The sequence below is a fragment of the Nakamurella multipartita DSM 44233 genome (assembly GCF_000024365.1).
Lineage (GTDB): Bacteria > Actinomycetota > Actinomycetes > Mycobacteriales > Nakamurellaceae > Nakamurella > Nakamurella multipartita.
On the sequence record NC_013235.1, the window covers coordinates 5,830,965 to 5,853,845 of the forward strand.

At 70.2% G+C, this 22,881-nt stretch carries 17 protein-coding genes; 10 read left to right on the plus strand and 7 right to left on the minus strand.

The annotated features are described in order from the left end of the window. Positions 1-33: 33 nt before the first annotated feature. Positions 34-1,278: an ABC transporter substrate-binding protein gene (locus NAMU_RS25920; protein WP_015750302.1), complete on the plus strand. Its 1,245-nt coding sequence runs from the start codon at positions 34-36 to the stop codon at positions 1,276-1,278. A 1-nt stretch (position 1,279) separates the two neighbouring features. After that, positions 1,280-2,320, plus strand: a complete 1,041-nt coding sequence (locus NAMU_RS25925) for a FecCD family ABC transporter permease (RefSeq protein WP_015750303.1) — start codon at positions 1,280-1,282, stop codon at positions 2,318-2,320. 17 nt (positions 2,321-2,337) lie between these two features. Here NAMU_RS25925 and NAMU_RS25930 read toward each other — a convergent pair whose 3' ends face one another. Continuing rightward, positions 2,338-3,576, minus strand: coding sequence for an IS110 family RNA-guided transposase (locus NAMU_RS25930; protein ID WP_015748986.1), 1,239 nt, complete (start codon positions 3,574-3,576; stop codon positions 2,338-2,340). A 236-nt stretch (positions 3,577-3,812) separates the two neighbouring features. On the opposite strand from NAMU_RS25930, the gene NAMU_RS25935 reads away from it, so the two are divergent. Next, positions 3,813-4,619, plus strand: coding sequence for an ABC transporter ATP-binding protein (locus tag NAMU_RS25935; RefSeq protein ID WP_015750304.1), 807 nt, complete (start codon positions 3,813-3,815; stop codon positions 4,617-4,619). A gap of 14 nt (positions 4,620-4,633) precedes the next feature. Here the strand turns inward: NAMU_RS25935 and NAMU_RS25940 are convergent, their stop codons facing one another. The 6 genes from NAMU_RS25940 to NAMU_RS25965 all read right to left on the minus strand — a co-directional run bounded on the left by NAMU_RS25940 (position 4,634) and on the right by NAMU_RS25965 (position 10,967). Continuing rightward, complete coding sequence (locus NAMU_RS25940; RefSeq protein ID WP_015750305.1) at positions 4,634-6,391, minus strand: alpha/beta hydrolase; 1,758 nt, start codon at positions 6,389-6,391, stop codon at positions 4,634-4,636. Positions 6,392-6,424: 33 nt separating this feature from the next. Further along, a complete protein-coding gene (locus NAMU_RS25945; RefSeq protein WP_407669266.1) occupies positions 6,425-7,147 on the minus strand; it encodes a CPBP family intramembrane glutamic endopeptidase in 723 nt (240 codons plus the stop codon). A 12-nt stretch (positions 7,148-7,159) separates the two neighbouring features. After that, positions 7,160-7,567: a DUF7144 family membrane protein gene (locus NAMU_RS25950; protein ID WP_015750307.1), complete on the minus strand. Its 408-nt coding sequence runs from the start codon at positions 7,565-7,567 to the stop codon at positions 7,160-7,162. 113 nt (positions 7,568-7,680) lie between these two features. Beyond that, entirely contained in the window at positions 7,681-10,029 is a 2,349-nt protein-coding gene (locus tag NAMU_RS25955; RefSeq protein WP_138180484.1) for a helix-turn-helix transcriptional regulator, read from the minus strand. A 414-nt stretch (positions 10,030-10,443) separates the two neighbouring features. Beyond that, positions 10,444-10,662 carry a hypothetical protein gene (locus tag NAMU_RS25960; RefSeq protein WP_015750309.1) on the minus strand — a complete coding sequence of 73 codons (219 nt, stop codon included), beginning with the start codon at positions 10,660-10,662 and terminating at the stop codon, positions 10,444-10,446. Continuing rightward, a complete protein-coding gene (locus NAMU_RS25965) occupies positions 10,659-10,967 on the minus strand; it encodes a hypothetical protein (protein WP_015750310.1) in 309 nt (102 codons plus the stop codon). The genes NAMU_RS25960 and NAMU_RS25965 overlap by 4 nt, the downstream gene beginning before the upstream one ends. Positions 10,968-11,162: 195 nt before the next feature. Here NAMU_RS25965 and NAMU_RS25970 point away from each other — a divergent pair, with 195 nt between their 5' ends. The 7 genes from NAMU_RS25970 (at position 11,163) to NAMU_RS31585 (ending at position 22,767) form a co-directional block, all read left to right on the plus strand. Next, complete coding sequence (locus NAMU_RS25970) at positions 11,163-11,846, plus strand: HD domain-containing protein (RefSeq protein WP_217180655.1); 684 nt, start codon at positions 11,163-11,165, stop codon at positions 11,844-11,846. Positions 11,847-11,934: 88 nt separating this feature from the next. Further along, positions 11,935-13,389 (plus strand): dihydrolipoyl dehydrogenase family protein, encoded by a 1,455-nt coding sequence (locus NAMU_RS25975; protein ID WP_015750311.1) that lies wholly within the window; start codon positions 11,935-11,937, stop codon positions 13,387-13,389. 45 nt (positions 13,390-13,434) lie between these two features. Continuing rightward, positions 13,435-15,474, plus strand: coding sequence for a glycoside hydrolase family 15 protein (locus NAMU_RS25980; RefSeq protein ID WP_015750312.1), 2,040 nt, complete (start codon positions 13,435-13,437; stop codon positions 15,472-15,474). Between the two features lie 531 nt (positions 15,475-16,005). Next, complete coding sequence (locus NAMU_RS25985; RefSeq protein WP_052308091.1) at positions 16,006-16,506, plus strand: hypothetical protein; 501 nt, start codon at positions 16,006-16,008, stop codon at positions 16,504-16,506. Then, positions 16,506-18,698: an Rv1355c family protein gene (locus NAMU_RS25990; RefSeq protein ID WP_015750314.1), complete on the plus strand. Its 2,193-nt coding sequence runs from the start codon at positions 16,506-16,508 to the stop codon at positions 18,696-18,698. Before NAMU_RS25985 ends, NAMU_RS25990 begins: the two co-directional genes overlap by 1 nt. Continuing rightward, on the plus strand, positions 18,695-20,575 hold the full coding sequence (locus tag NAMU_RS25995) for a putative bifunctional diguanylate cyclase/phosphodiesterase (protein WP_015750315.1): 1,881 nt from the start codon (positions 18,695-18,697) through the stop codon (positions 20,573-20,575). Before NAMU_RS25990 ends, NAMU_RS25995 begins: the two co-directional genes overlap by 4 nt. A gap of 167 nt (positions 20,576-20,742) precedes the next feature. Beyond that, positions 20,743-22,767 (plus strand): TPM domain-containing protein, encoded by a 2,025-nt coding sequence (locus tag NAMU_RS31585; protein WP_169312557.1) that lies wholly within the window; start codon positions 20,743-20,745, stop codon positions 22,765-22,767. Positions 22,768-22,881 lie beyond the last annotated feature (114 nt).

Consider the following 22,881-nt stretch of genomic DNA (forward strand, 5'->3'; position numbering starts at 1 on the left):
CCATCCGTTTCCGGTCCGGCGAGGAGCCTGCCTGTGATCACGTCCCGTTCCACCCGTCGAGCGGTCATCGGCGCCACCGCGCTGATCGCCCTGCTGACCGGGTGCTCATCCGCCCAGTCGGCCAGCCCGTCCCCGTCGGCATCAGCATCGGCATCGGCATCGGCATCGGCATCGGCCGGTGGTGTGGACGCCAAGGGGTGCATCACCGACTTCGACCCGAGCACCGACTACTTCCCGGTCAAGTCGCAGATCACCCACGCGACCAACTTCGCCATCAGCTATCACGACTCCTATCAGGTGCTGACCGTGCCGCAGCCCACGCAGGGCGGGGCCCCGGAGTCGTACGTGCTGGTCAAGTGCGGCGCGCCGACCCCCGAGCTGACCGGTGACCTGGCCGGGGCGCAGGTCATCACCACCCCGGTTAGCTCGCTGTACTCCGCCTCCACCACTCACCTGCCGTTCCTGGTCGAGTTGGATCAGCTCGACACTCTGACCGGGGTCGGCACCAAGGGCTTCATCTCCGAGAAGCAGGTGCAGGACCGGGTGGCCGAGCCTGGCGTGGTCGAGTTCTCCGCCGCCGGCACCGTGGATGCGGAGGCGGTCATCGCCGGCCAGCCCGACGTCCTGGTCACCGCGGGCACCGACGATCCCGGGTACGCCGTGGTCAAGGCGGCGGGCATCCCGGTGCTGGCCAACGCCGACTGGCTGGAGGACGACCCGCTGGGCCGGGCCGAGTACCTCAAGTACTTCGCCGCGCTGACCGGGACCGAGCAGCAGGCCGCCGCGGCCTTCGACACGGTCGAGCGCAGCTACCAGGAGCTCGCGGCCTCCGTCCAGGACGCCAATCCGGTCGCCGTCGTGCCCGGGCAGCCGTTCCAGGGCACCTGGTACATCCCGGGGGGCAAGTCCTACACGACCCGGTTGATCCAGGACGCCGGCGGCACCACCGCCTGGGCCGACGACGCCACCTCCGGGTCGATCCCCACCGATCTGGAGACGGTACTGGCCAAGGCCGGCACCGCCCCGGCCTGGCTGGCCAGTACGACCTGGACCACCACCGTGCAGGCCCTGGCCGAGGAGCCGCGGCTGGCCGAATTCGCCGCGATGAAGGCCGGCAACGTGTGGAACGCGGCCAAGGACGTCACCGCCGACGGCGGCAACAACTTCTACGAGCTCGGCGTGGCCCGGCCCGACCTGGTGCTCGGCGACCTGGTCGCGATCCTGCACCCGGATCAGGCCCCGAACCACGACTTCTCCTTCTACCTGCGACTGAGCTGACGTGCGTCATCGGCCGGCGCTGGTGCTCGGCGCCCTGGCGGCGCTGACGCTGGTGTCGGCCGTGCTCGCGGTCGGGGTGGGGTCGGTGCCGATCCCGCCGTCGACCACCCTGCGGTTCTTCACCGGCGGCCCGGTGGATCCGACCGCCGCGGTGCTGTTGCAGCAGGTCCGGCTGCCCCGCGCGGGGACCGCCATCCTGGCCGGGGTCGGGCTGGCGGTGGCCGGTCTGCTGATGCAGACGTTGTTCGCCAACCCGCTGGCCGATCCGTTCATCCTGGGGGTGTCCTCCGGGGCCAGCCTCGGGGTCGCGATCGCGGTGCTCGGCGGCGGCACGCTGGCCGGCGGCTTCGTGGCCGGGTTGGGGCTGACCGGCCGGGCCGGTCTGGTCACCGCCGCGGCGATCGGGGCGTTGGCGGTGCTGATGCTGGTGCTGCTTCTGGGCCGGTGGGTGCGCTCGGTGGTCGCGCTGCTGTTGATCGGGGTGATGATCGGCTCGGCCACCACCGCGCTGGTCTCGCTGCTGCTGGCGTTTTCCGCACCGGACCGGATCCAGAAGTACGTGTTGTGGGGGCTCGGTTCGGTCAGTGGCACCACCTGGCCGGATCTGGCCTTCCTGGCCCCGGCGGTGCTGGTCGGGGTCGGGCTGGCGGCGTGGATCGCCCCGTCGTTGAACGCGATGCTGCTGGGTGAGCGGTACGCGGCGTCGATGGGGGTGGCGGTCGGCCGGGTACGCACCGCCGGCATCGTCGCCACCGCGGTGATGGCCGGAGCGGTGACGGCGTTCTGCGGACCGATCGCCTTCGTCGGGATCGCGGTGCCGCACCTGGCCCGGTTGGCCCTGGGCCGGGCCGATCACCGGTGGCTGGTGCCGGCCTGTGCGCTGATGGGCGCGGTGGTGTTGCAACTGTGCTCGGTGATCGCCCAGCTCCCCGGGTCCGACGGGGTGTTGCCGCTGAACGTGGTGACGGCGGCGATCGGCGCCCCCGTCGTGATCGCGGCCCTGTTGCGCAGCCGGACGCTGGCCGCCGGAGCGGCGGCATGACACCCTCTGTGTCAACCTCAGGCCGCAAGTTGCCCGCTGTTGATCTTGTTCGCGTTGCCGTGCCTGGCCGGGTCGTAAGGCTCTCGGTCGAGCCAGCAGCGGTAGATCACGCGCACCCAGGCGCGGGCCAGGACCCGGACGGCGTGCGGGTGGTCGTGCCCGCGTTGGATAGCTCTGCGGTAGACCTCGGCGGCCCACGGGCTTTGGTGGCGACTGTTGTCGGCGAACGTGGTCATCGCTTTACGGAATCGTTTGTTGCAGGCCCACCGGAAATGCACGGCATGATATTTACCGGACGCTTTGGTGACCGGGGTCAGGCCGGCCAACGCCGCGACGGCGTCGGGCGAGTCGTAGGCTTGCCGGGAATCGCCCCACTCGGCGAGCACCTGGGCGGCGTTGATCTGACCCGACCTTGGCAGCGACGTGAAGATCGCGGCGTCCGGGTGCTCCCCGAGGTGGGCGGTCACCGACCGGTCCAGGTCCTTGCGGGTCTCGCCCAGGGTGCGCAGCACGGCCACCAGCGCCAGCACGGCGTCCCGGACGGCCTCGACCAGGTCCGGGTCGGTGGTGCCGGCCGGCGCAGCCCGCAATCGGGTCAGCAGCTCCGCGGCCGAGCGGCGACCGGAGTAGCCGTGCTTGACGCAGAACGCGGCCATGCGCTTCTCACCCAGGCCCGCGGCGTGTTTGGCGGTCGGGTACCGGGTCAGGAACTCCAACGCGATCGGCGACTCGATATCGGCGAAAACCTTGGTGGCGCCGGGCCAGTGGGCATCGAGCAGGGCGGTCAGCTGGTTCGCCGTGGCGGTCCGCATGGCCACGATGTCATCGCGGGTGCGTACGACCGTACGCAGCGCCCTGGTCGCCGGGGTGAACGGGGTGGCCGGCCGCAGCCGGTGCGACCGCAGCCGCAGATATTCGGCGATGACGGCGGCGTCGCCGGCGTCGGACTTGGCGCCGGACAGTACCTCCCCGTCGCGCCAGGTCTTGATCGCGTTCGGGCTGACCGGCACCACCGGGTAGCCCGCTTCGAGCAGGGCGTCGACCAGCCGACCGTCGGGCCGTTCCAGGGCGACGCTGACCTGCATCGGGTCGCTGGCCAACCGACCCAGGCGGGCCAACAGGGTCGCGAATCCGTCGGCGGTGTGCTCGATCGTGAACTGCGCGGTGATCTTCCCGGCCGCGTCCTGCACACACACGGCGTGCGTTTGGGCGGCCCAATCGATACCGACGTAGAAATCGCATTCGGGCAGGGACAACTCAACAACTCCTCACAACGGCAGCGACGACTCGGCGAGGAGGCCGATCACCGGGCGGTCACTGACTGGCGCTCTGCGGCGCGTCCCTCTGTTGCCGGTCTACAGCCCCGCGAGAACCGGGGGCGGCGGTGTCATGCAGGCCGTCGAACGGCGACCGGCACAGGCCGTCACCCCGGCTCCCGCCGAGTCCCTACAACGAGCACCCTCTCAGGGCCCGCAACAAGGAGTGTTCACCAGTGACCGGCCGGGCCGATCTGGTGGTCGAGCGGCTGACGGTGGGTTACCCGCAGCGGCGGCGGTTCGCCCGGTCCGACCGGGTGGTGCTCGGGCCGGTGTCGGTCCGCGCGGCGGCCGGCCGGATCACCCTGCTGCTCGGTCCCAACGGCGCCGGCAAGTCCACCCTGCTGCGCTCGATCGCCGGGTTGCAGCACCCGCTCGGCGGGCAGGTCACGCTCGGCGGGGCCGATCTGCACGCCCTCGATCCCCGCACCCGGGCGGCCCGGATGGCGGTGGTACTGACCGAGCGGTTCGACCCCGGGCTGTTGCGCGGCGAGGACGTGGTCGCCCTGGGCCGGTTCCCGCACCGGGCCCGGTCCGGCTCGTTCACCGCCGACGACCGGCGGGCGGTGGCCGAGGCGTTCGCCGCGGTGCACGCGCAGGAGCTGGCCGACGTCCTGCTGGCCAAGATGTCCGACGGGCAGCGGCAGCGGATCATGATCGCCCGCGCCCTGGCCCAGTCCCCGTCGCTGCTGCTGCTGGACGAGCCGTCGGCGTTCCTGGACGCACCGGCCCGGATCGAGCTGCTGGCCGTGCTGCGCCGGATCGCCGCCGAACGCACCATCCCGGTCCTCGCCTCCACCCACGACGTGGAGGCCGCGGTGCAGCTGGGCCAGGACGGCTGGCTGATCGGTCCGGGTCCGCAGGTGACCAGCGGCCCGGTGCGGGAGCTGGCCGCGGGTGGAGCGATCGGTGCGGCCTTCGACACCGATCAGGTCCTGTTCGATCCGAGTTCCGGACGTTTCGGCCTGCGTGGCATCAGTTGATTCAGGGTCGAAAGTCAGTGCGGCAGTTCTGTCAGCAACGCGCGTAGTTCCTCCGATTTGGCCGGGGACCAATTGGGGGGCTCCAGAACCGAGGCCCAGCCCTCGACGAACTCCAGCGTGTAGGTGTGGCCGTGCCCCGGCGGGGTGTCCACCGGTTCGAGCATGTCGAGGGTGACCTGCCAGAAAGTGACGAACGGTATCCAGATCATCTCGTCGGTGACATCAGGTCCGGCCGGCTCGACCAGCCAGTCCGGCCGGTGCAGAATCAGGTCCGGGCTCAGCCACACGATCGGGTCCGAAGCGTGCTGCAGGTACAGCACCCTGGCGCCGTCCCAGGACGCATCGTCCGGCGGGATGGAGGCCGCGGGATCGTTGCTGAACCGGACGGTCTCGCCGCCGCGGTAGACCGGCTGTACTTCCGGACTTAACGCGTCCCGCTGGTCGGTGAATTCCCGGTTCAACGGGTTGAACGCCGGCGAACCGGCCAGCAGGATGCCGTCGGTCCGGTTGGCCATGTCCGCGTCGCCGCCGAACGGGGACTCCATCATGAACGAGCCGAGGCTGAGCCCGAAGCCGTAGAGCTTGGGCCGGTGGTCGGGGGGAAGGCTGGACCAGACCCGATAGACCTCATCGAACAGCGCTCGGCCGGCCTGCCGGGCTTTGTCCTGGTCGACCAGGAAGGATGCCCAGGACGGCAGGTACGAGTACTGGATCGCCACGGCGGCGCTGTCACCTCCGGTCTCGTATTCGAAGGCGCCGATCGCCGCCGGATCCACCCAGCCCGTCCCGGTGGTGCCGGTGACGAGCAGGTGGCCGCGGTCGAAGCCGCCGGCCCGCTGCAGGTCGGCCACCGCCAGCCGGGCGCGGTCACGCACGTCCTGCGCGGACGCAAGGCCGGCGTAGGCGCGAATCGGTACGGGCGCCGGAGCACCGATGAACGCCTGGATCTGCCCGGGAGTGGGACCGGAACCGGTGAAGTTGCGGCCCTGGTAGCCCAACGTGTCCCAGCCGATCAGCGATCCCGGACCACCGGACCGCAGGCCGGTGGTCGGCTGCACCGCGGTGTCGCTGGTCGTCGTGTCGCGGACGGCGAACATTCGGTCGGTGATCGCCAGGACCCCGTCGACCAGCACCCCGGACACCAGGCCGACCGTCAGCCCGGCCGCCAGCAGCCAGCCGACGACGCGGGCCGCTCGATCGCCCATCCATCGACTCAGCCGCCGGGCCGCCCATCGGTACACCTTTGCGATCCCCCGGCCGGCGGCGACCAGCCCGACGAACACCAAAACGGCTACCACGGGCAGGATCAGGCGAGAACCCAGGTCCTGCGGTTCGGCGTTCACCAGCGCCCGGATCTGGTCCTGCCACCGCTGTCCGAGAAGGTAGGACGTGACCAGGGCGACGCCGGCCACGATCCCGAACGCCGACCACGACCAGCGGCGTGCCGCGCGGGCCGGCCGGTCCGCGAACTGCCGCCACACCCAGGCACCGGCCACGCCCAATCCGTACCCGATGGCGCCGGTCAAACCGCCGACCACTCCCTGGAACGCGCCCGGCCGGGGCACCAGGGACGGGGTGAACGCCAGGCAGACGAACACCAGCGCGGTCCAGGATCCGGGCAGGGTATAGCGGAACCGCGGTCGCCGACCACGGTCGGCAACCGCACCCGAGGACGCCGGTGCGGACTGCTCGGCCGGCTCGTTCGACCGCCCGTCTCCGACCGGTTCGCGATCCTGCGCGGCGGTTGCCTCGTTCGATGTCACGTCGACCATCCTCGTTCACCCTGTCCGGACGCCGGTGCGGAATCAGGCCATCTGCACGAAACCCACGCCCAGGCAGTTGATTCCTGCGTGTGCCAGCATCGGGGCCAGCAGGCTGCCGCTGCGCATCCGCAGCACGCACAGGACCACGCCGGCGGCTGCGGTGAAGGCGACGGTGCTGCCGACCCGCAGCACGAGCCCCATTGTCCCGCTGCCCGCCACCTGGTCGAACGCCTGGTTGGCCGACCCGCCCCCCAGGGCCGGGACGACGTGCCACGCACCGAACAGCGTCGATGAGACGAGGGTGGCCAGCCATCGTCCTCGTTCACGACGCACCACCGCCCACAACACGCCTCGGAAGGCGAACTCCTCGGGCACGACCGTGCCCAGGGGGATCACCAGCAGCGCCGCCAGCGCGGTCTGCGACCAGGCGCCCGACCCACCGGCTACCAGCGCGCGGACCGGCGGGACCACCAGCGCCACCGCGTAGCCGGCCGCGGCCATCGCGACAACGGCTCCGCCCCAGCGCAACCCCGTTCGCCAGGTCGCCCGGCTCAGCCCCAGATCCGCGATGCTCAATCCGGCCCATCGGGCCAGACCGGCCATCGCGGTCGTGACGCCGATCCCGATCAGCACACTCCAGGTCGGCCAGCGGTGGAAGGCCAGGCCGGCCCCCGTCATCAGGGCCAGCCAAACCGGCAGGGTCAGCCACCCGGACCTGCCCCGGCGGCCCGGCGCGTCGATCCGAGGAGCAGTCACGGCCGCCATCATGCCCGTCCGTCAGTTGGCGAATTCCTTGCCGTGCACGGCCAACGCCCAGATCACGGCCACGTCCAGGGCGATGATGACCAGGCTCCAGATGGGGTAGTAGGGCAGCCACATGAAGTTCAGTACGGCGCTGAGTCCGGCGACGCCGATCCCGACGAACCGGGCCCAGGCTGCGCCGGTGAACACGAAGAACCCCGCGACCGCCACGCCGATGCCGACGAGCAGGTGGATCCAACCCCACGTGGTCAGATCGAACTCGAAGATCCACTTCTGGCCCACCACGTAGAAGTCGTCATTGAACAGCGCGACCAGTCCTTGGAAGGCGTGGAACGCGCCGATCAGCACCATGGCGACGCCGGCAAACACGATGAAGCCGCTGGCGACGGCGGCGCCGCGGGAGGTGTCGGTGGTCTGAGACATCGGGTGTCTCCCTTCCGAATGCGAGTTGGCTATGAGCCGACAGGCCCATGAACACCCTCTAAGCCTCGGATACGTCCTTTCTCATACGAACTGGATGAACGGGCAGCAACGGCTCAGATCAGCCCGAGGTCGCGGCCCCGGTCCACCGCCGCCCGCCGCGAGGACACCCCGAACTTGCGGTAGATCGCCTGCTGGTGGGATTTGACGGTGTTGACCGACAGAAACAGCTCTTCGGCGATCTGGGTGGCCGTCAGATGGGTGGCCAGAAATGGCAGAACCGCTCGTTCACGCTCGGTCAATTCCTGGCCATTCGCCGCAACCGGGATGGGTTGCTCGCCGGGCGGCACTCCACCCAGCGCGGCGGTCGTGAACTCAGCATGTCGACCGACGACGGTGCGGTAGCGGGCCAGTAGCGGCCGCAAGGGTTGACCGGCGGCCAGAAACGGCCCCAGCATTGATGTTTCGGCCGCCAGCTCGACCGCGTCGGTCAGCAGGTCAAGAGCCTGGGCGTCCTTGCGGAGCCGGATCGCGGCCACGGCCGCCACGACCCGCGCGTGCACCGCGACGGTTCGGTAAGCCGACAGGCTCGGGATCAACGCCGTCAAGGACTGCAGTGCGCGCCTCGGATCGTCCTGCGCCAGATGACACCTGGCCAGGTTGAGGTCGCGCCGGGCCGCAGGGTACCCACCGTCGGAGATTTGGCCCAGCACCTGCCGTGCGTCCTCCACCCGACCGTGAGCGAGCAGGTGCTCGGCCTGCGCGACGGATACCCAACCGGCCAGCAACCGCGGCAAGGCGATGCGTTGGGCGGTCAGGGCAAGCAATCCCGCCCGTCGGTCCGCCGAGGATAAATCGTCGCGCGCGATCGCCGCCTGCAACGCCAGCACGGCAAACATGATCCGGCTGGCCAGGGCCAGATTGGTATCCCGAGTGCCTAACCCGAGCAACTGCTCGGCCTCCTGAACCTCGCCCGTGTCGAGAGCGACGATTACGAGAGCGGTCATGTGCGCGGCCGCCTGCGGTTCGGGTGCCCAGCCGTATTGGTCGGCAGTCGCCCGAGCAGCCCGAGCCCGCTCAAGCGCGATTCTTGGTTGCCCGTGTAGCGCCGCCAGCAACGCCAGGCCTCCCCGCGCGGTCAGCTCCGAAAGCCCAAGACCCCAACGGTTGCAGGACTTCTGGGCCTCAATCAGGGCCGATCGGGCCGCACTCAGGTCGCCGTCCAACAACAGGCCGGAGCCCAGGTTCGTGGTCGCGATCGCCCGATACCGTTCCAGAGCCGGGACGTCCGGTCGGGAGATCGGACGGGTTACTTCCAGGACGCGTCGGGCGGTGCGGGTGAGAGTCGCCGGATCCAAGGCTCTGGAATGGGCCATCCGCAGGCTGGACGCCAGCACCTCGACGGCGATGGGGTTGTGCTCACGACGGGCGGCCGCCTCGGCCGCCTCGACATCGCGGATCATTGCCGCGTACTCGGAGTGATGAAAGTTGCAGACCGCCGATGCCAGCAATGTTGTCGCATTCGGATCGACTTCGGCTCGGTTGGCCACCGGGGTCAGGGCCTCCACCAGCGCCGACGCGGCGGAGGTCACCACGTCGGGGGCGAGCCGTTCGGTGAGGAGACGGCCCACCCCGGGCCAGTCGGCCACCGCGGTCAGGTGCCGGATCGCAGCCAGGTAGTCGCCCTGCCCAACCAGCCAGCGGGCCGCGCGTTGATGCAGATCGTCCCGGGCACCCGGCTTCTCCACTGTCAGCCGGTGCAGCAGCAACTCACGGAACAACGGATGCCAGGTGAACCACGTGCGGCCGCCGGCCAAGCCAACGACAAAACCATTGGTGGCCTCCAGACTCTCCAACCGGGCCTGGGCGTCCACCACCCCGGTCAACGCCTGGGCCATCTCGGCGGACACCGGGTCCGCCACGCTGGACCGGAGCACGAAATCGCGATCAGCATCGGGCAGCTGGTCGAGTACCTCCTGCATGAGGTAGTCGGCAACCGGCCGGTCGCTCCCCCGCAACCTGGACACTGCAGCCTCGGGAGCGTTCCGATCCAGCGCGGATGCAGCCAGGCGCAAACCCGCCGCCCAGCCGCGGGTCCGCTCGACCAGTCGGCCCAGTGGTGCGGGACCCAGGCGCAGGCCCACCATGGTCAGCAGCTGGCCCGCCTCCGCGGCGTCGAAGGCCAGCTGATCGGCCCTGATCTCGACCAGCCGATCGGCGACCGCCAGCCGGCGCCACCGCAACGGCGGGTCGAAGCGAGCACTGACGATCACGTGGGCTGTTGGCGGGAGGCATTCGAACAGCGTCTCGACCGACCGGAGGACGTGCCGGTCGCGCACGTGGTGCAGGTCATCCAGCACGATCGTGAGAGGCGCCCGCATCTGAGCCAGCGTGTCCACCACCCGCCGCGCGTCCTGCTCGCCGAAGCTCGCCGCCGGCAATAAATCGCTCAGCCCGCTGCCCACCGACGCACCGGATGCCCGCAGTGCGGCGACCAGGGCCGCCCAGAACGCGGGCAGGGCATCATCCGACGCCCCGACGCTCAGCCAGGCCACTCGCCGGTTGGTCGACTGGGCCCAGTCGGCCAGGGCCAGGGTCTTTCCGCTGCCGGGACCTGCGCTAATCAGGGTCACCGGGGCGGCGACTGCCCGGTCCATCAGCGCAGAAACCCGCGGTCGCGGCACGAATCCCCGAGGAACCCCCGGCGGCGACGTTCGAAGTTCATGGCCTGTCCGCACCCGGTTGACCAGGCCGCTCACCGCCCATCATCAGAACTCCAAGCCCAGAACGCACAGTAGGCCGCCCGATCATCGAATATCTAGCCCATCGGTTCGGGGGTGAGGTGGTCTCGCGCCCACGGAAGCGGAACCCAGACACGGTCAGCGATCCACGCCGAACGTGTCCACCCACACGTCGAACGGCTCGACACCGTGTCGATAGAGTGCGCCCAAGATTGACGCCATATTCTCGTCCGGGCCCAGCGAGCCACGAATGATGGCGACCGACGGGCCACGGGCGACGGTAAAGCCGGGCATCCGGTCTCTGATCCAGGACGGGTCCACCTCCCCGCCTACCCGGATCTCCACCTCGAACATCATTGACGGCCCACGCTCGGGTCGATTCCGGGATCCGAGGCTGCGGGCGAGACCTCCCGCACCTCCCGCAGTTCCACTCCCAGCATCTGCAGCCAGTTGATGATCCCGATCAGCGCTGCCTGGTCCTCCACCGGTCCGTGCAGGACGGTCTCCACCCCCCGGTGGACGAACCTCGCATCCTGAAGATCGGCCAGCACCTGCGCCGGCACCTCGCCGGCCACGCGGATCTCGAACTCGATCGTGACCACCGCCCTCCGGTCCGGCATCGACCCCTTCGTCGTCGGCCGATAGTCGACGGGCAGGTCCATCCCAGTGAAGCAGCAACCCAGTTCGGGTCGCTCATCCGATTTGGGTGACTCGCGGCAGCCTCTCGCAGCCGACCATTGACTGGGGTCGGCGCGCCCTCGGCTTCCTTCCGGAGGCGACTCCCCGACCCAGGAATGGAGTGTCGTGATGACGACCCCACCGGGGCCAGATTCTACGGATAACGGCATCGGATCGAGTTGAACCCCACCCACCGGACTGGTCCGGCCACACCCCGGCTGGATCCGCTCACTCATTCCGACCTCGTCGTGCACGCCCGACGGCTGGCCCACCAGCTGCTCGTCACCGAACGACACGAACGCTGGCAGCACACTCAGGGCGTTGCCGGACAAGCGGTCCGGATCGCTGGAACCGTCGGAGACGCCGACCGACCGCTGCTCGTTGCGGCTGCCTGGCTACACGACATCGGTTACTCGCCCCCGCTCAAACAGACCGGCTTCCACCCGCTCGACGGTGCGCTCTACCTGGCCGGTCAGGGATGGAACCATCGCCTCGTGGCCCTGATCGCCCACCACTCCGGGGCCCGATACATCCCCGTCCGACGCGGTCTCACTCCATTGATGCGACGATTTCCCTTCGAGGACAGCGCGGTTGCGGACGCTCTGACCTATGCCGACCAGACTGTCGGACCGCATGGTCTGCACATGACCATGCCCGACCGCATCGCCGAGGCCATCGCCCGACATGGCCCGCACTCGCCCGATGCGCAACTGCTGATCGATCGCATCCCCCATCTGCGAGCCGTCGCCGCCAGGGTCGAGAAACGACTCGATGCTCTCCTTCCGATCCCCGACGACACTCTGGACGGCGCAGATCGCCCACGCCTGGCGTGCGGACGCTCCTCATCCGGACGATCGCGCTGACCGGGAGTCGGACAGCGTTTGGGTTCGTCAGCAGGTTCGACCTGCCGGACAGCCAGCGCAAGCTATCGCCAGCCCGCAGACTGGGCGCGTGCGACTTCTGGTGATCGGCGGCGGTCCCGCCGGAGTGTCCGCGGCCCTGCAAGGAGCCGAGCTCGGTGCGCAGGTGACGCTGGTCGAACGCAAACGGGTCGGCGGCACCAGCGTGAACGAGGGGCCGGCGCCGGTCCGCACGCTGGCCCGAGCCGCCCGGCTGGTTCGCGACGCGCGGTCGTGGGAGACGTTCGGGCTGCGCGGTAGCGCCCCGGAGGTCGACGTCAAGGCAGCGGTGGCCAACGCGGTGCGGGTCGCCGACTACTCGCACGACGTCAAACGAATGAGCGAGTACATCGCCAGTTGCGGGGTCGAGCTCGTCCAGGGCGTCGGACAGTGCTGGTTCGTCGACCCGCACACGATCGAAACACCGGACGGCCAAAGGTATTCCGGGGACGCCATCATCATCGCGGTCGGTGGGCACGCCGGCCGGTTGCCGATCCCCGGCGCCGAACTGGCCCTGACCTACGAGGACATCCGCAGCCTGGACGAGTTGCCGGTCTCCACGGTGGTGATCGGCGGGTCGGACACCGGCTGCCAGCTGGCCTCGATCCTGGTCGACTTCGGGTCCCAGGTCACCGTTCTAGAGTATGCCGAGCGGATCAAACCGCGGTCCGATCACGACGTGTCCGACGCGCTGGCCGCCGCCTTCACGGCCAAGGGCATGCGCATCGTCACCGGCACCCAGGCCACCGAAATCGAACGGTCGGGCGAGGTCTTCCTGGTCCATCACCTGGTCGACGGCGTCCGCCAGACGGTGGCCGCCGACCTGGTGTTCTTCGCGGTCGGCTGGCCGGGCAACGCGGACACGCTGCGCCCGGAGGCGATCGGCCTGCAGACCGCCCGCGGGTACGTGACCGTGGACGACCGGCTGGTCAGCAGCGTGCCGCACATCCTGGCTGCGGGCGACGCGACCGGCCTGTCCATGCTGGTGCCCAGCGCCCGGCAGCAGGGGCTCGTGGCGGCGGAGAACGCGGTGCTGGGCACCCGGCGGCGCAACACCCACGAGATCGTGCCGACCGGCTCGTTCACCGACCCCGAGTACGGCAGCGTCGGGCTGACCGAGCAGGAGGCGCGGGCCCGGTACGACTGCGAGGTCGCGATCGTCCGCTACGACGATCTGCTGCGGCCGGTGGTGGACGCCCGGTCCGGCGGGTTCTGCAAGCTGATCGTGGAGTCCAACCGGCGCTACATCCTGGGCGCGCACGTGCTCGGCGAGTACTCGGCCGAGATCATCCAGATGGTGGCCACCTGCATGGCCACCAACATGCGCATCGAGCAGCTGGCCGATCTGCAGTTCGCCTTCCCCACGTTCACCGAGGCGGTGGGCATGGCCGCGCAGAAGTGCGTGCGTCAACTGGGTATCGCCCGCCTGGCCCAGCAGTGGAGCGAGCTGCGGCCGCAGGCGCCCGACCCCGACACCGCAGCGGTCCGGTCCGACACCTGGCCGTGATCTGTTTGCCATGTACCGATCGGCCCGGTGCCGGAGAATGACGCAATGACCGACACCGATGACGCCGCCGGCAGCGCCCCGGCCGCCGACGGCCTCGACGCCAGCTTCGACGCCGTGATGGCCTCGCCGACCGGCGGGGTGCACGTGCTGGATCCGCCGAACACGGCGGCCGCCTCGGACGCCCCGCTGCATCCGGTGCACCACAGCTCGGGCAACTTCCCCAGCATCGGCGACTATGCGTTCCTGTCCGACTGCGAGTCGAACTGCCTGATCGCACCGTCGGGGGCGGTCGAGTGGATGTGTGTGCCCCGTCCCGACTCCCCCAGCGTGTTCACCGCCCTGCTGGATCGGGCTGGCGGCTCGTTCCGGGTGGCGCCGTTCGGCGTCGCGGTCCCGGCGGCCCGCCGCTATCTGCCCGGCACCCTGGTGCTGGAGACCACCTGGCAGACCCCGACCGGCTGGTTGATCGTCCGGGACGCGCTGATCATGGCCGAGTGGCACAACACCGATCAGCGGTCCAAGACGCACCGCCGGTCCCCCACCGACTACGACGCCGCGCACGTGCTGCTGCGCACCATCAAGTGCGTCTACGGCACGGTCGATCTGCAGATGAGCTGCGAGCCGGTCTTCGACTATGCCCGCAAGGGGGCCAAGTGGACCTACCCGAAGCCGGACTACTCCGAGGTCGTGGCCACCGCGAAGGGCCAGCCGACGTTGCGGCTGGCCAGTTCGCTGCGGATCGGGTTGGAGGGCCGCACCGCGCAGGCCCGGACCAAGATGAAGCGCGACGAGGTGCACTACGTCGCCCTGGCCTTCTCCGACCTGCCGCCGCCGGTGGACACCGCCCAGGCCGAGGACTGGATGTGGCGCACCGGGGAGTACTGGCGGCAGTGGTTGTCCCAGGGCACCTTCCCGGACCACCCGTGGCGGGCCTACCTGCAGTCGTCGGCGCTGGCCCTCAAGGGGCTCTCGTACGCGCCGACCGGGGCGCTGCTCGCGGCGGCGACCACCTCGCTGCCGGAAACGCCGGGCGGGGAACGGAACTGGGACTACCGGTTCACCTGGATCCGGGACTCGACGTTCGCCCTGTGGGGTCTGTACACGCTCGGGTTCGACCGGGAGGCCAACGACTTCTTCTACTTCATCCATGACGTGTGCCGGGACAACCCGAACGACCTGCAGATCATGTACGGCGTCGGCGGCGAGCGTCATCTGGAGGAGGGGACGCTGGATCACCTCACCGGGTACGACGACGCCCGCCCGGTGCGGATCGGCAACGGCGCCTACAACCAGCAGCAGCACGACGTGTGGGGCGCGCTGCTCGACTCGATCTACCTGCACACCCGATCCCGCGAGCAGATGCCCGAAGAGCTCTGGCCGATCGTCATCGCCCAGGTCGAGCAGGCGGCGGCGCACTGGCGCGCTCCGGACCGCGGCATCTGGGAGGTGCGCGGCGAGCCGCAGCACTTCACCGCGTCCAAGATCATGTGCTGGGTGGCGCTGGACCGCGGCGTACGGCTGGCCCGGTTGCACGACTCGCACGAGATCGCCGACAAGTGGGAGAAGATCGCCGACGAGATCCACGCCGACGTGCTGGCCAACGGCGTCGATGAGCGTGGGGTCCTGGTCCAGCGGTACGGCGCGGACGCCCTGGACGCCTCGCTGCTGCTGGCCCCGCTGGTGCGGTTCCTGCCGCCGGACGACCCGCGGATCAAGGCCACCGTGCTGGCCATTGCCGACGAGTTGACCCACGACGGGCTGGTGCTGCGCTACCGGGTGGAGGAAACCGACGACGGCCTGTCCGGTGAGGAGGGCACCTTCACCATCTGCTCATTCTGGCTGGTCTCCGCATTGGTGGAAATCGGCGAGGAAGAACGGGCGCACGCCCTGTGCGAGCGATTGCTCGCCCATGCCTCGATCCTGGGGTTGTATGCGGAAGAACTCGATTCGGTGAGCGGCCGTCATCTGGGTAATTTTCCGCAGGCATTCACCCATCTGGCCCTGATCAATGCCGTCACGCACGTGATTAGGGCCGAGGAGCGGCGCCGTTCGCACGGATTTGCGCCGGCTAACCGGCAGGCTTGATTTCGGCGACGTCGGTCGCCGGCGGCCGGCCGGCCCGGTTCGGACACCCCTTCGAGCCGCGGTCGGCCCCGGTCACCGGCGTTCGGCGACCGCGCCGGCTCGGCCATTCGCCCGCCACCGATACCCACTCCGTCCCCGTACGACCGGTGACCTCGGCGCCGGATCAGCGGGCGTCATGGTCCCCGATTCGGTGCGCTCCACCCGATCGGTTTAACGGTCGGTAACCGGCCGCCCGGGCACTCGACCCGAAGGTGTCGCCAATTGGCGACCCCATAGATTCCTGCTGGGAATGGCATAAGATCCGCATGAAGGTTCGAACGCCGATCACCGGGGGCACATATGGGAGAGTCGTACCGTGGGTACCTCGATCCCACTTCAGGTCGGCAGATCGTATTCGCCCGACCGGCCACAAAACCAGAACTTTGGCTGGATTATCTGCACGGGGCCCGCGCGACCTATCGACGGCACGGCGTTGAATCCGCGTTGGATTACGACCGAGTGCGCAACGGCCTTTCAACAGCCCTTTTTGCGGTGGCGCTGGAACCCGACGGAAAGGTCGTCGGCGGCCTGCGGGTGCAGGGGCCCTACGCGCGGGCCGACCAGGCCACGGCCATCGGCGAGTGGGCCGGCCGGGCCGGCTCGGACGAGTTGCGGCGGCAGATCGCGGACCGGCTGTCCGACGGCGCCGTGGAGATCAAGGCGGTCTGGGTCGACCACGACGTCCCGCTGCACCACGAGATCACCGACGCGATCGCCCGGGTGATCGTGCACTCCATGACCCTGCTGGGCGTCCGCTACGCCTTCTGCACGGCCGCCAGCCACGCCATCCCCCGCTGGGAATCCACCGGCGCCGTGGTCAGTACCGACGTCACGCCGGTGCCCTACCCGGACGAGCGCTACCGCACCAAGCTGCTGTGGTGGGACCAGCTGTGCGTCTACGACACCGTCGCCCCGGGGCAGCTGCCGGCCCTGCTGCGCGAATCACGTCAGTTGACGGCCGTGGCCACCGGCACGCCCTCGGCAGCCGCTTGATGACCGCGAGTACGTCCGTCGACCCATCGGCCGACGCGGTGGCCTGGTCGGCGGTGGTCCTGCGGGAGGACGAGCCGGACGACCGCGCCCGCCTGGCCGAGCTGTCGGCCGATCCCGGCGTGGTCGTGCTCGACCACTCCGACCGGGTGCAGCACGAGCTGGCCGCGCTGACCCCGGAGCTGAGCCCGGAGGGACTGGCCGAATCCCGACGGTGGGTCTGGTACCCCTGGCGGCGCACCCTGGCCTCGCTGCCCGGGCCGATCACCTTTCGGCGGCTACGGCTGGACCGAAATCGCAACAAGATCACCGCGGCCGAACAGGACCGCTTCTCCGGATTGACCATCGGAATTGTCGGGTTGAGCGTCGGGCATTCGATCGCGCACACCATCGCCCTGGAGGGCCTGTGCGGCCGGCTGCGGCTGGCCGATTTCGACACCATCGAACTGTCGAATCTCAATCGAATTCCGTCGACGGTGTTGGACATTGGTGTCAACAAAGCCGTCGCGGCCAGCCGACGCATTGCCGAGCTCGACCCCTACCTGCCGATCGAGGTCTTCACCGACGGTCTCCAGGAAGCGAATCTGGGGCAGTTCCTCGACGGCCTCGATCTGCTGGTCGAGGAGTGCGATTCGTTGGACGTCAAGGTGCGGGTCCGGGAAGAAGCCCGGGCCCGTGGCATTCCGGTCGTCATGGAAACCAGCGACCGCGGGTTGTTCGACGTGGAGCGATTCGACCGCGAGCCCGATCGCCCGCTGCTGCACGGCCTGCTGGGCGAGATCGGCTCGCAGTCGCTGCGCGGCCTGTCCACCCACGACAAGGCCCCGCACGTCATGCGCATCCTGCAGAGCGACGCGCTGTCCGCCCGGATGGCCGCCTCCATGGTCGAGATCGACCGGACGGTGTCCACCTGGCCGCAGCTGGGCGGCGACGTCCAGCTGGGCGGGGCCACGGTGGCGGCCGCGATCCGGCGGCTGGGCCGGGGCGAGGAGCTGCCGTCCGGACGGGTCCGGGTCGACCTGGACAAGGTGCTGGACACCCTGGGCGACCACGCGCTGCCGGATACGGCGCCGGCACCGTCCGACGATGACGACGGGATCCTCGGCCGGCCGCCCGAGCAGGCCGCTCAGGCCGTCGTGCACGCGATCCGGTTGGCCCCCTCGGGCGGGAACGTGCAGCCATGGTCACTGCGGGTCGAGGGCGATCGGGTCGACGTCCTGTTGGCCCGGGAGCGCACGTCGGCGATGGACGTGCAGTTCCGCGGCAGCTACGTCGGGATCGGCGCCGCCCAGTTCAACGCCGAGGTCGCCGCCGCCCGCCACGGTCGGCCGGCCTGCGTCCGGCAGTTCCCGCAGGGACCTGGATCCGACCTGGTGCTGTCCATCGATCTGCGGGAGGGCCCGGTCGATCCGGAGCTCGCCCGGCTGTACCCGGCCATGCTCGCCCGCTGCACCAACCGCGGGTTCGGCCGGCGCCGACCGTTCGACGCCGACGCCGTCGCCTCCTTCCAGCGGCAGGCCGTCGCCATCGGATCGCGACTGCACCTGATCAGCGATCCGGCGGGCGTGTCGGCGATCGCGGACATCCTGGCCGAGTCCGACCGCATCCGGTACCTCACGCCGGTGCTGCATCAGCAGATGATGAGCGAGCTGCGCTGGCCGGAGGAGGTCGGCGACAACCTGGGGATCGACGTGTCCACCCTGGACCTGGACACCACCGACCTGGCCAAGCTGGGCGTGGCCCGACGATCCGACGTGATGGACTACCTCGCCCGCTGGCAGGGCGGTGCGGCCCTGGGTGACACCACCAGGGACCGGGTGAACGCCAGTTCCGCGGTGGCCGTCCTGACCGTGGCCGGCGACACCCCGAGCGACTACCTGCGCGGCGGACGCGCGCTCGCGCTGCTGTGGACCCGGGCCAACCAGTGCGGCCTGGCCGTACACCCGGTCTCGCCCGTGTTCCTGTTCGCGCGCGACGAGCAGGACCGCGCCGGACTGTCCGCCGAGTTCACCGACGAGCTGACCGATCTGCAGGCCCGCTTCGCCGCGACGGTCGGGCTGCCGGCGGCGGAGGCCCCGGTGCTGGTGGTTCGAGTGAGCCATGACGTCGCGCCGGCCGCGCGAAGCCGACGACTGAGCGATGCGGCCGTGCTGCTGGCCTCCACGCCGCCGACCGAAGGGGAGCAGTTGCGATGAAGATGACCTTGGACGACCTGGTGACGTCGGTGGCCACGGAGCTGATGGGGGTGACCATCTCCAACCTGGAGGCCGCCTCCCGCGACCTGCTGCACCGGTTGGTCGACTACTTCGAGGTCGACCTGAGCTTCCTGCGGCGCAACGACCACGAGCTGGGCGCCACTGTCCTGGTCGCCGAATGGCCGCCCCGGGAGGACATCCCGGATCCCGATCCGCTCGGGGTCATCTATTTCGCGGGCGCCGATCCGACTTTCGCCGCGCTGGAGAACCTGAAGTCGGTGATGACCCAGCGGCCCAGCAACGACGAGAAGTACCAGGACCGGGTGCGGCAGGGCTCGGGCATCCAGGAGGTGTCGCTGGCCACCGTGCCGTTGATGACCAACGACACGACCACCGGGACACTCGGTTTCATCAAGTACGGCGACCGGGAGTGGCTGCACGACGAGATCAATGCCCTGCAAGCGGTGGCCGCGCTGCTGGCCCAGCTGCAGGCGCGGGTGGCCGCCGAGGAACGGCTGCACTACCTGGCCTATCACGACGAGCTGACCACCTTGGCCACCCGCCGCGGGCTGACCGATCACCTGGCCAAGCGCCTCAAGCCGGGTGCCCCCGGACCGGTCGCGGTCATCTTCATCGACGTGGACCGGCTCAAGGCCCTCAACAGCTTCCTCGGCCATGCGGCGGGCGATCAGTACCTGCACACCCTGGCCCACCGGCTGCGGGAGGCGATGCCCAACGACCAGCTGCTGGCCCGGCTCGGCGGTGACGAGTTCGTCTCGGTCATCCTCGGCCCGGCCGATGAGGAGCGTGCCCGGGAGTGCGCGGAACGTCTGCGGATCGCCGCGAACCAGCCGGTGCAGGTCGGTGGCGAGGAGATCACGCGGGGAGTCAGCGTCGGCGTCGCCCTGGGCGTGCCCGGCGCCGCCGATGTCTCGGAGCTGATGAATCAGGCCGACCAGGCCATGCTGCAGGCCAAAGGCAATGGCGGCAATGCGGTCTGCTTCTTCACCGCAGAGATGCGGCGGCAGAACGAGATCCGCACCGACATCGAGCTGCACCTGGTCACCGCGGTGCGCAACGACTCCCTGGTCCTGTTCTTCCAGCCCCAGGTCGCGCTCGAATCGGGCACCATCGACGGGGTCGAGGCCCTGGTCCGCTGGCCGCATCCCAATCTGGGGCTGCTGCCCCCGAGTGCGTTCATCGACGTCATCGAGACCACCAACCTGGCCGGTGAACTCGGTCGCTGGGTGATCGAATCCGGCTGCCGGCAACTCAAGGCCTGGCACGATCGTTTCCCCAAGGACGAACCGCTGACGATGAGCGTGAACGTCTCCCCCGCCGAGCTGCTCACCACCGACTTCGTCGCCACCGTCCGCCGGACGTTGGTCGAGACCGGGCTCGACGGGCAGTACCTCACCCTGGAGATCACCGAGAAGGCACTGGTCCGGGACACCGAGCAGGCCCTGCTCACCCTGCGCGGGCTCAAGGAGATCGGCGTCAAGGTCGCCATCGACGACTTCGGCACCGGGTACAGCTCGTTCGCCCAGTTGCGGGCCCTGCCGGTGGACGAGTTGAAGATCGACCGCACCTTCGTCTCCGAATTGGGTCACAACTCCAACGATCTGGCCATCGTGCGGTCGATCATCGGGTTGGCCGACGCCTTCGACCTGGAGATCGTGGCCGAGGGTGTGGAGACCGAGGTAGCCGCGGCCACGCTGATCGCGCTGGGCTGCCGCCGGGCCCAGGGCTTCCTGTTCGGAGCTCCGCGGTCGGCCGCCGACCTGACGACGATCCTGGATCAGCGCAGCGCTTCCCGCTCCGCCCGGGCGGGCCGGCCCAGCCGGCCCGCACTGATCCGGATCCCCACCATTCGCTGACGCCCCGCCCGGCTCGTCCCCGCCACCGGCCCATCCCGATCGGTAGGGTCGGACCACGGGTGCCCCGGCCCGACGGTGTCCGCGGGCCAGGCGAAGGGGCGAGCATGCGCATCGGACGAGGACTGCACCGGGCCGCGGCGGGGCTCGCGGTCGTCACGATCATTGGGTTGACCGCACCACCCGCCAGCGCCGAACCTCCGTTCCGGCTGCCCAACCAGATCACCGACCAGGTCGGGGCCCTCACCGGGTCCGACCGCACCGACGTGCAGACGGCCCTGGACCAGCTCTCGGCCGAGGAGAACATCGACCTGTACGTGGTCTACGTCGATACCTTCGACGAGCCGAGCGCGGCCGTCGACTGGGCCGCCCAGACCTGGCAGACCTCCGACCTGGGCGCCAATCAGATGCTGCTGGCCGTGGCCACCGGTGGTCGGGCCTATGCGGTGCACGTGCCGAACAACTTCAAGATCTCCGACGCCCAGCTGCAGCAGGTCGCGACCACGCAGATCCAGCCCGAGCTGCGCAACGACGACTGGGCCGGCGCGGCCATCGCCGCCGCCAACGGCTACCGGGACGCACTGGGCGGCGGCTCCTCGACCGTCTGGTGGTGGATCGCCGGCGCCATCGTGGTCGTCGGGGCCGGCGGGTACCTGATCTACCGGCGCCGAGCCAAGGCCGGCGCCGGCTCCGGGCCAGCCGGTCCGGCGGGTGCCCCGGGGCAGCCCGCGGAGCCGCTCGAGCCGTTGGAGGCCCTGTCGGCGCGCAGCGTGCAGGTCCTCATCGACACCGACAATGCCGTGCGGGCCAGCGAATTCGAGCTCAGCGCAGCCGAGAGCGACTTCGGCCACGACGCCGTCGCGCAGTTTCGGGTCGCGTTCGACTCGGCCCGCGAGTCGCTCACTCAGGCCTTCGAAATCCGGCAGAAGGTTGACGACGACCAGCCCGAGGACGACGCCACCAAACGCGCCATGATGAACGACATCATCGACCGGTGCGCCCAGGCCTCGGCGACGCTGGACGCGCAGAGCGATCGCTTCGACGAGCTGCGGGGGCTGCGATCCCGGCTGCCGCAGGTGCTGGCCGAGCTGCCCGGCACGATCGACTCCCTGCAGGCGCGGATGCCGGCTGCCGCATCGACCCTGCAGCGGCTGCAGCAGCAGTTCTCGCCGACCGCACTGGCCACCGTGGCGGCCAACGTCGAGCAGGCCGGTGAGCGGTTGCAGTTCGCCCGGGTCAGCCTGGACCAGGCGCGCCAACAGGCGGCCGGATCGACCCCGGCCACCAGCACCCTGCCGCTGCCCGGTCAGCCGCCGGCGACGGCCACGCCCCCGGCGGCCGCGGTGTTGGCCGCCGGTGCGGCTCAGGAGGCGGCCGACCAGGCCCGGACCCTGCTGGACGCCATCGACCGGATGGCCGCCGATCTGGCCACCGCGACCACGCAGCTGACCGGCGCGATCAGCGCGGTCGATCAGGAGCTGGCCGCGGTCCGGGCGGCGCTCGATTCCGCGACCGCCGGGGCCAACGAGGCCTCGATCCGGGCTCAGCTCGACCAGATTCAGGCCATCCTGTCGGTCGCCCGTTCCCCCCAAGGCGCGGCCGACCCGATGACCGCCCTGCACAAGGTCGAAGAGGCCGACCTCGCTCTGGACGGCATCCTGGCCAGCACCCGCAGCGCCCAGCAACAGGAGCAGCGCAGCCAGGCGGCGCTGGGCCAGGCGCTGCCGACCGCCCGGGCCGAGGTGGCGGCGGCCGAGGACTTCGTGAACACCCGCCGCGGCGCGGTCGGGAGCCAGGCCCGCACCCGGCTGGCCGAGGCGAAGCGGCACCTCGCCAATGCCGAAGCCGGCACCGGCGGCGCCGCGGCCGCGGCGTCCGAGGCCCAGCAAGCGGCCGCCCTGGCCCGGGAGGCCGCCGATCTGGCCCAGCGAGACGTGAACGGCTTCGGGGGTGGCGGTTTCGGCGGTGGGCAGCGCGGCGGCAACAGCGGGCTGGCCGGCGCCGTCCTTGGCGGCATCGTGCTGGACGCCGTGCTCAACTCGGGCCGACGCGGTCGTGGGGGCGGCGGCTGGGGCGGGGGCTTCGGTGGCGGCGGCTACCGTGGTGGCGGCGGTGGTTTCGGCGGTGGCGGCGGTGGTTTCGGCGGCGGCGGTGGCGCCGGGTCCGGGCACAGTGGGGGCAGCGGCCGCTTCTGATTCCGACGCGTCCGGCGCCGCAGCAGCTCTCGCTCCCGCCGCGCTCATCACGCGATCAGCAGTGACTACCCTGACCATCACGCGACAAAGGGCCGGCTCCCGAAGGAGCCGGCC

Coding starts and splice junctions, on each gene's coding strand:
- NAMU_RS25940 (WP_015750305.1), bottom strand. CDS start 6,391: ATGGTCGACGTGACATCGAACGAGGCAACCGCCGCGCAGGATCGCGAA.
- NAMU_RS25945 (WP_407669266.1), bottom strand. CDS start 7,147: ATGGCGGCCGTGACTGCTCCTCGGATCGACGCGCCGGGCCGCCGGGGC.
- NAMU_RS25950 (WP_015750307.1), bottom strand. CDS start 7,567: ATGTCTCAGACCACCGACACCTCCCGCGGCGCCGCCGTCGCCAGCGGC.
- NAMU_RS25960 (WP_015750309.1), bottom strand. CDS start 10,662: ATGATGTTCGAGGTGGAGATCCGGGTAGGCGGGGAGGTGGACCCGTCC.
- NAMU_RS25965 (WP_015750310.1), bottom strand. CDS start 10,967: ATGGACCTGCCCGTCGACTATCGGCCGACGACGAAGGGGTCGATGCCG.
- NAMU_RS25980 (WP_015750312.1), top strand. CDS start 13,435: ATGACCGACACCGATGACGCCGCCGGCAGCGCCCCGGCCGCCGACGGC.
- NAMU_RS25990 (WP_015750314.1), top strand. CDS start 16,506: ATGACCGCGAGTACGTCCGTCGACCCATCGGCCGACGCGGTGGCCTGG.
- NAMU_RS25995 (WP_015750315.1), top strand. CDS start 18,695: ATGAAGATGACCTTGGACGACCTGGTGACGTCGGTGGCCACGGAGCTG.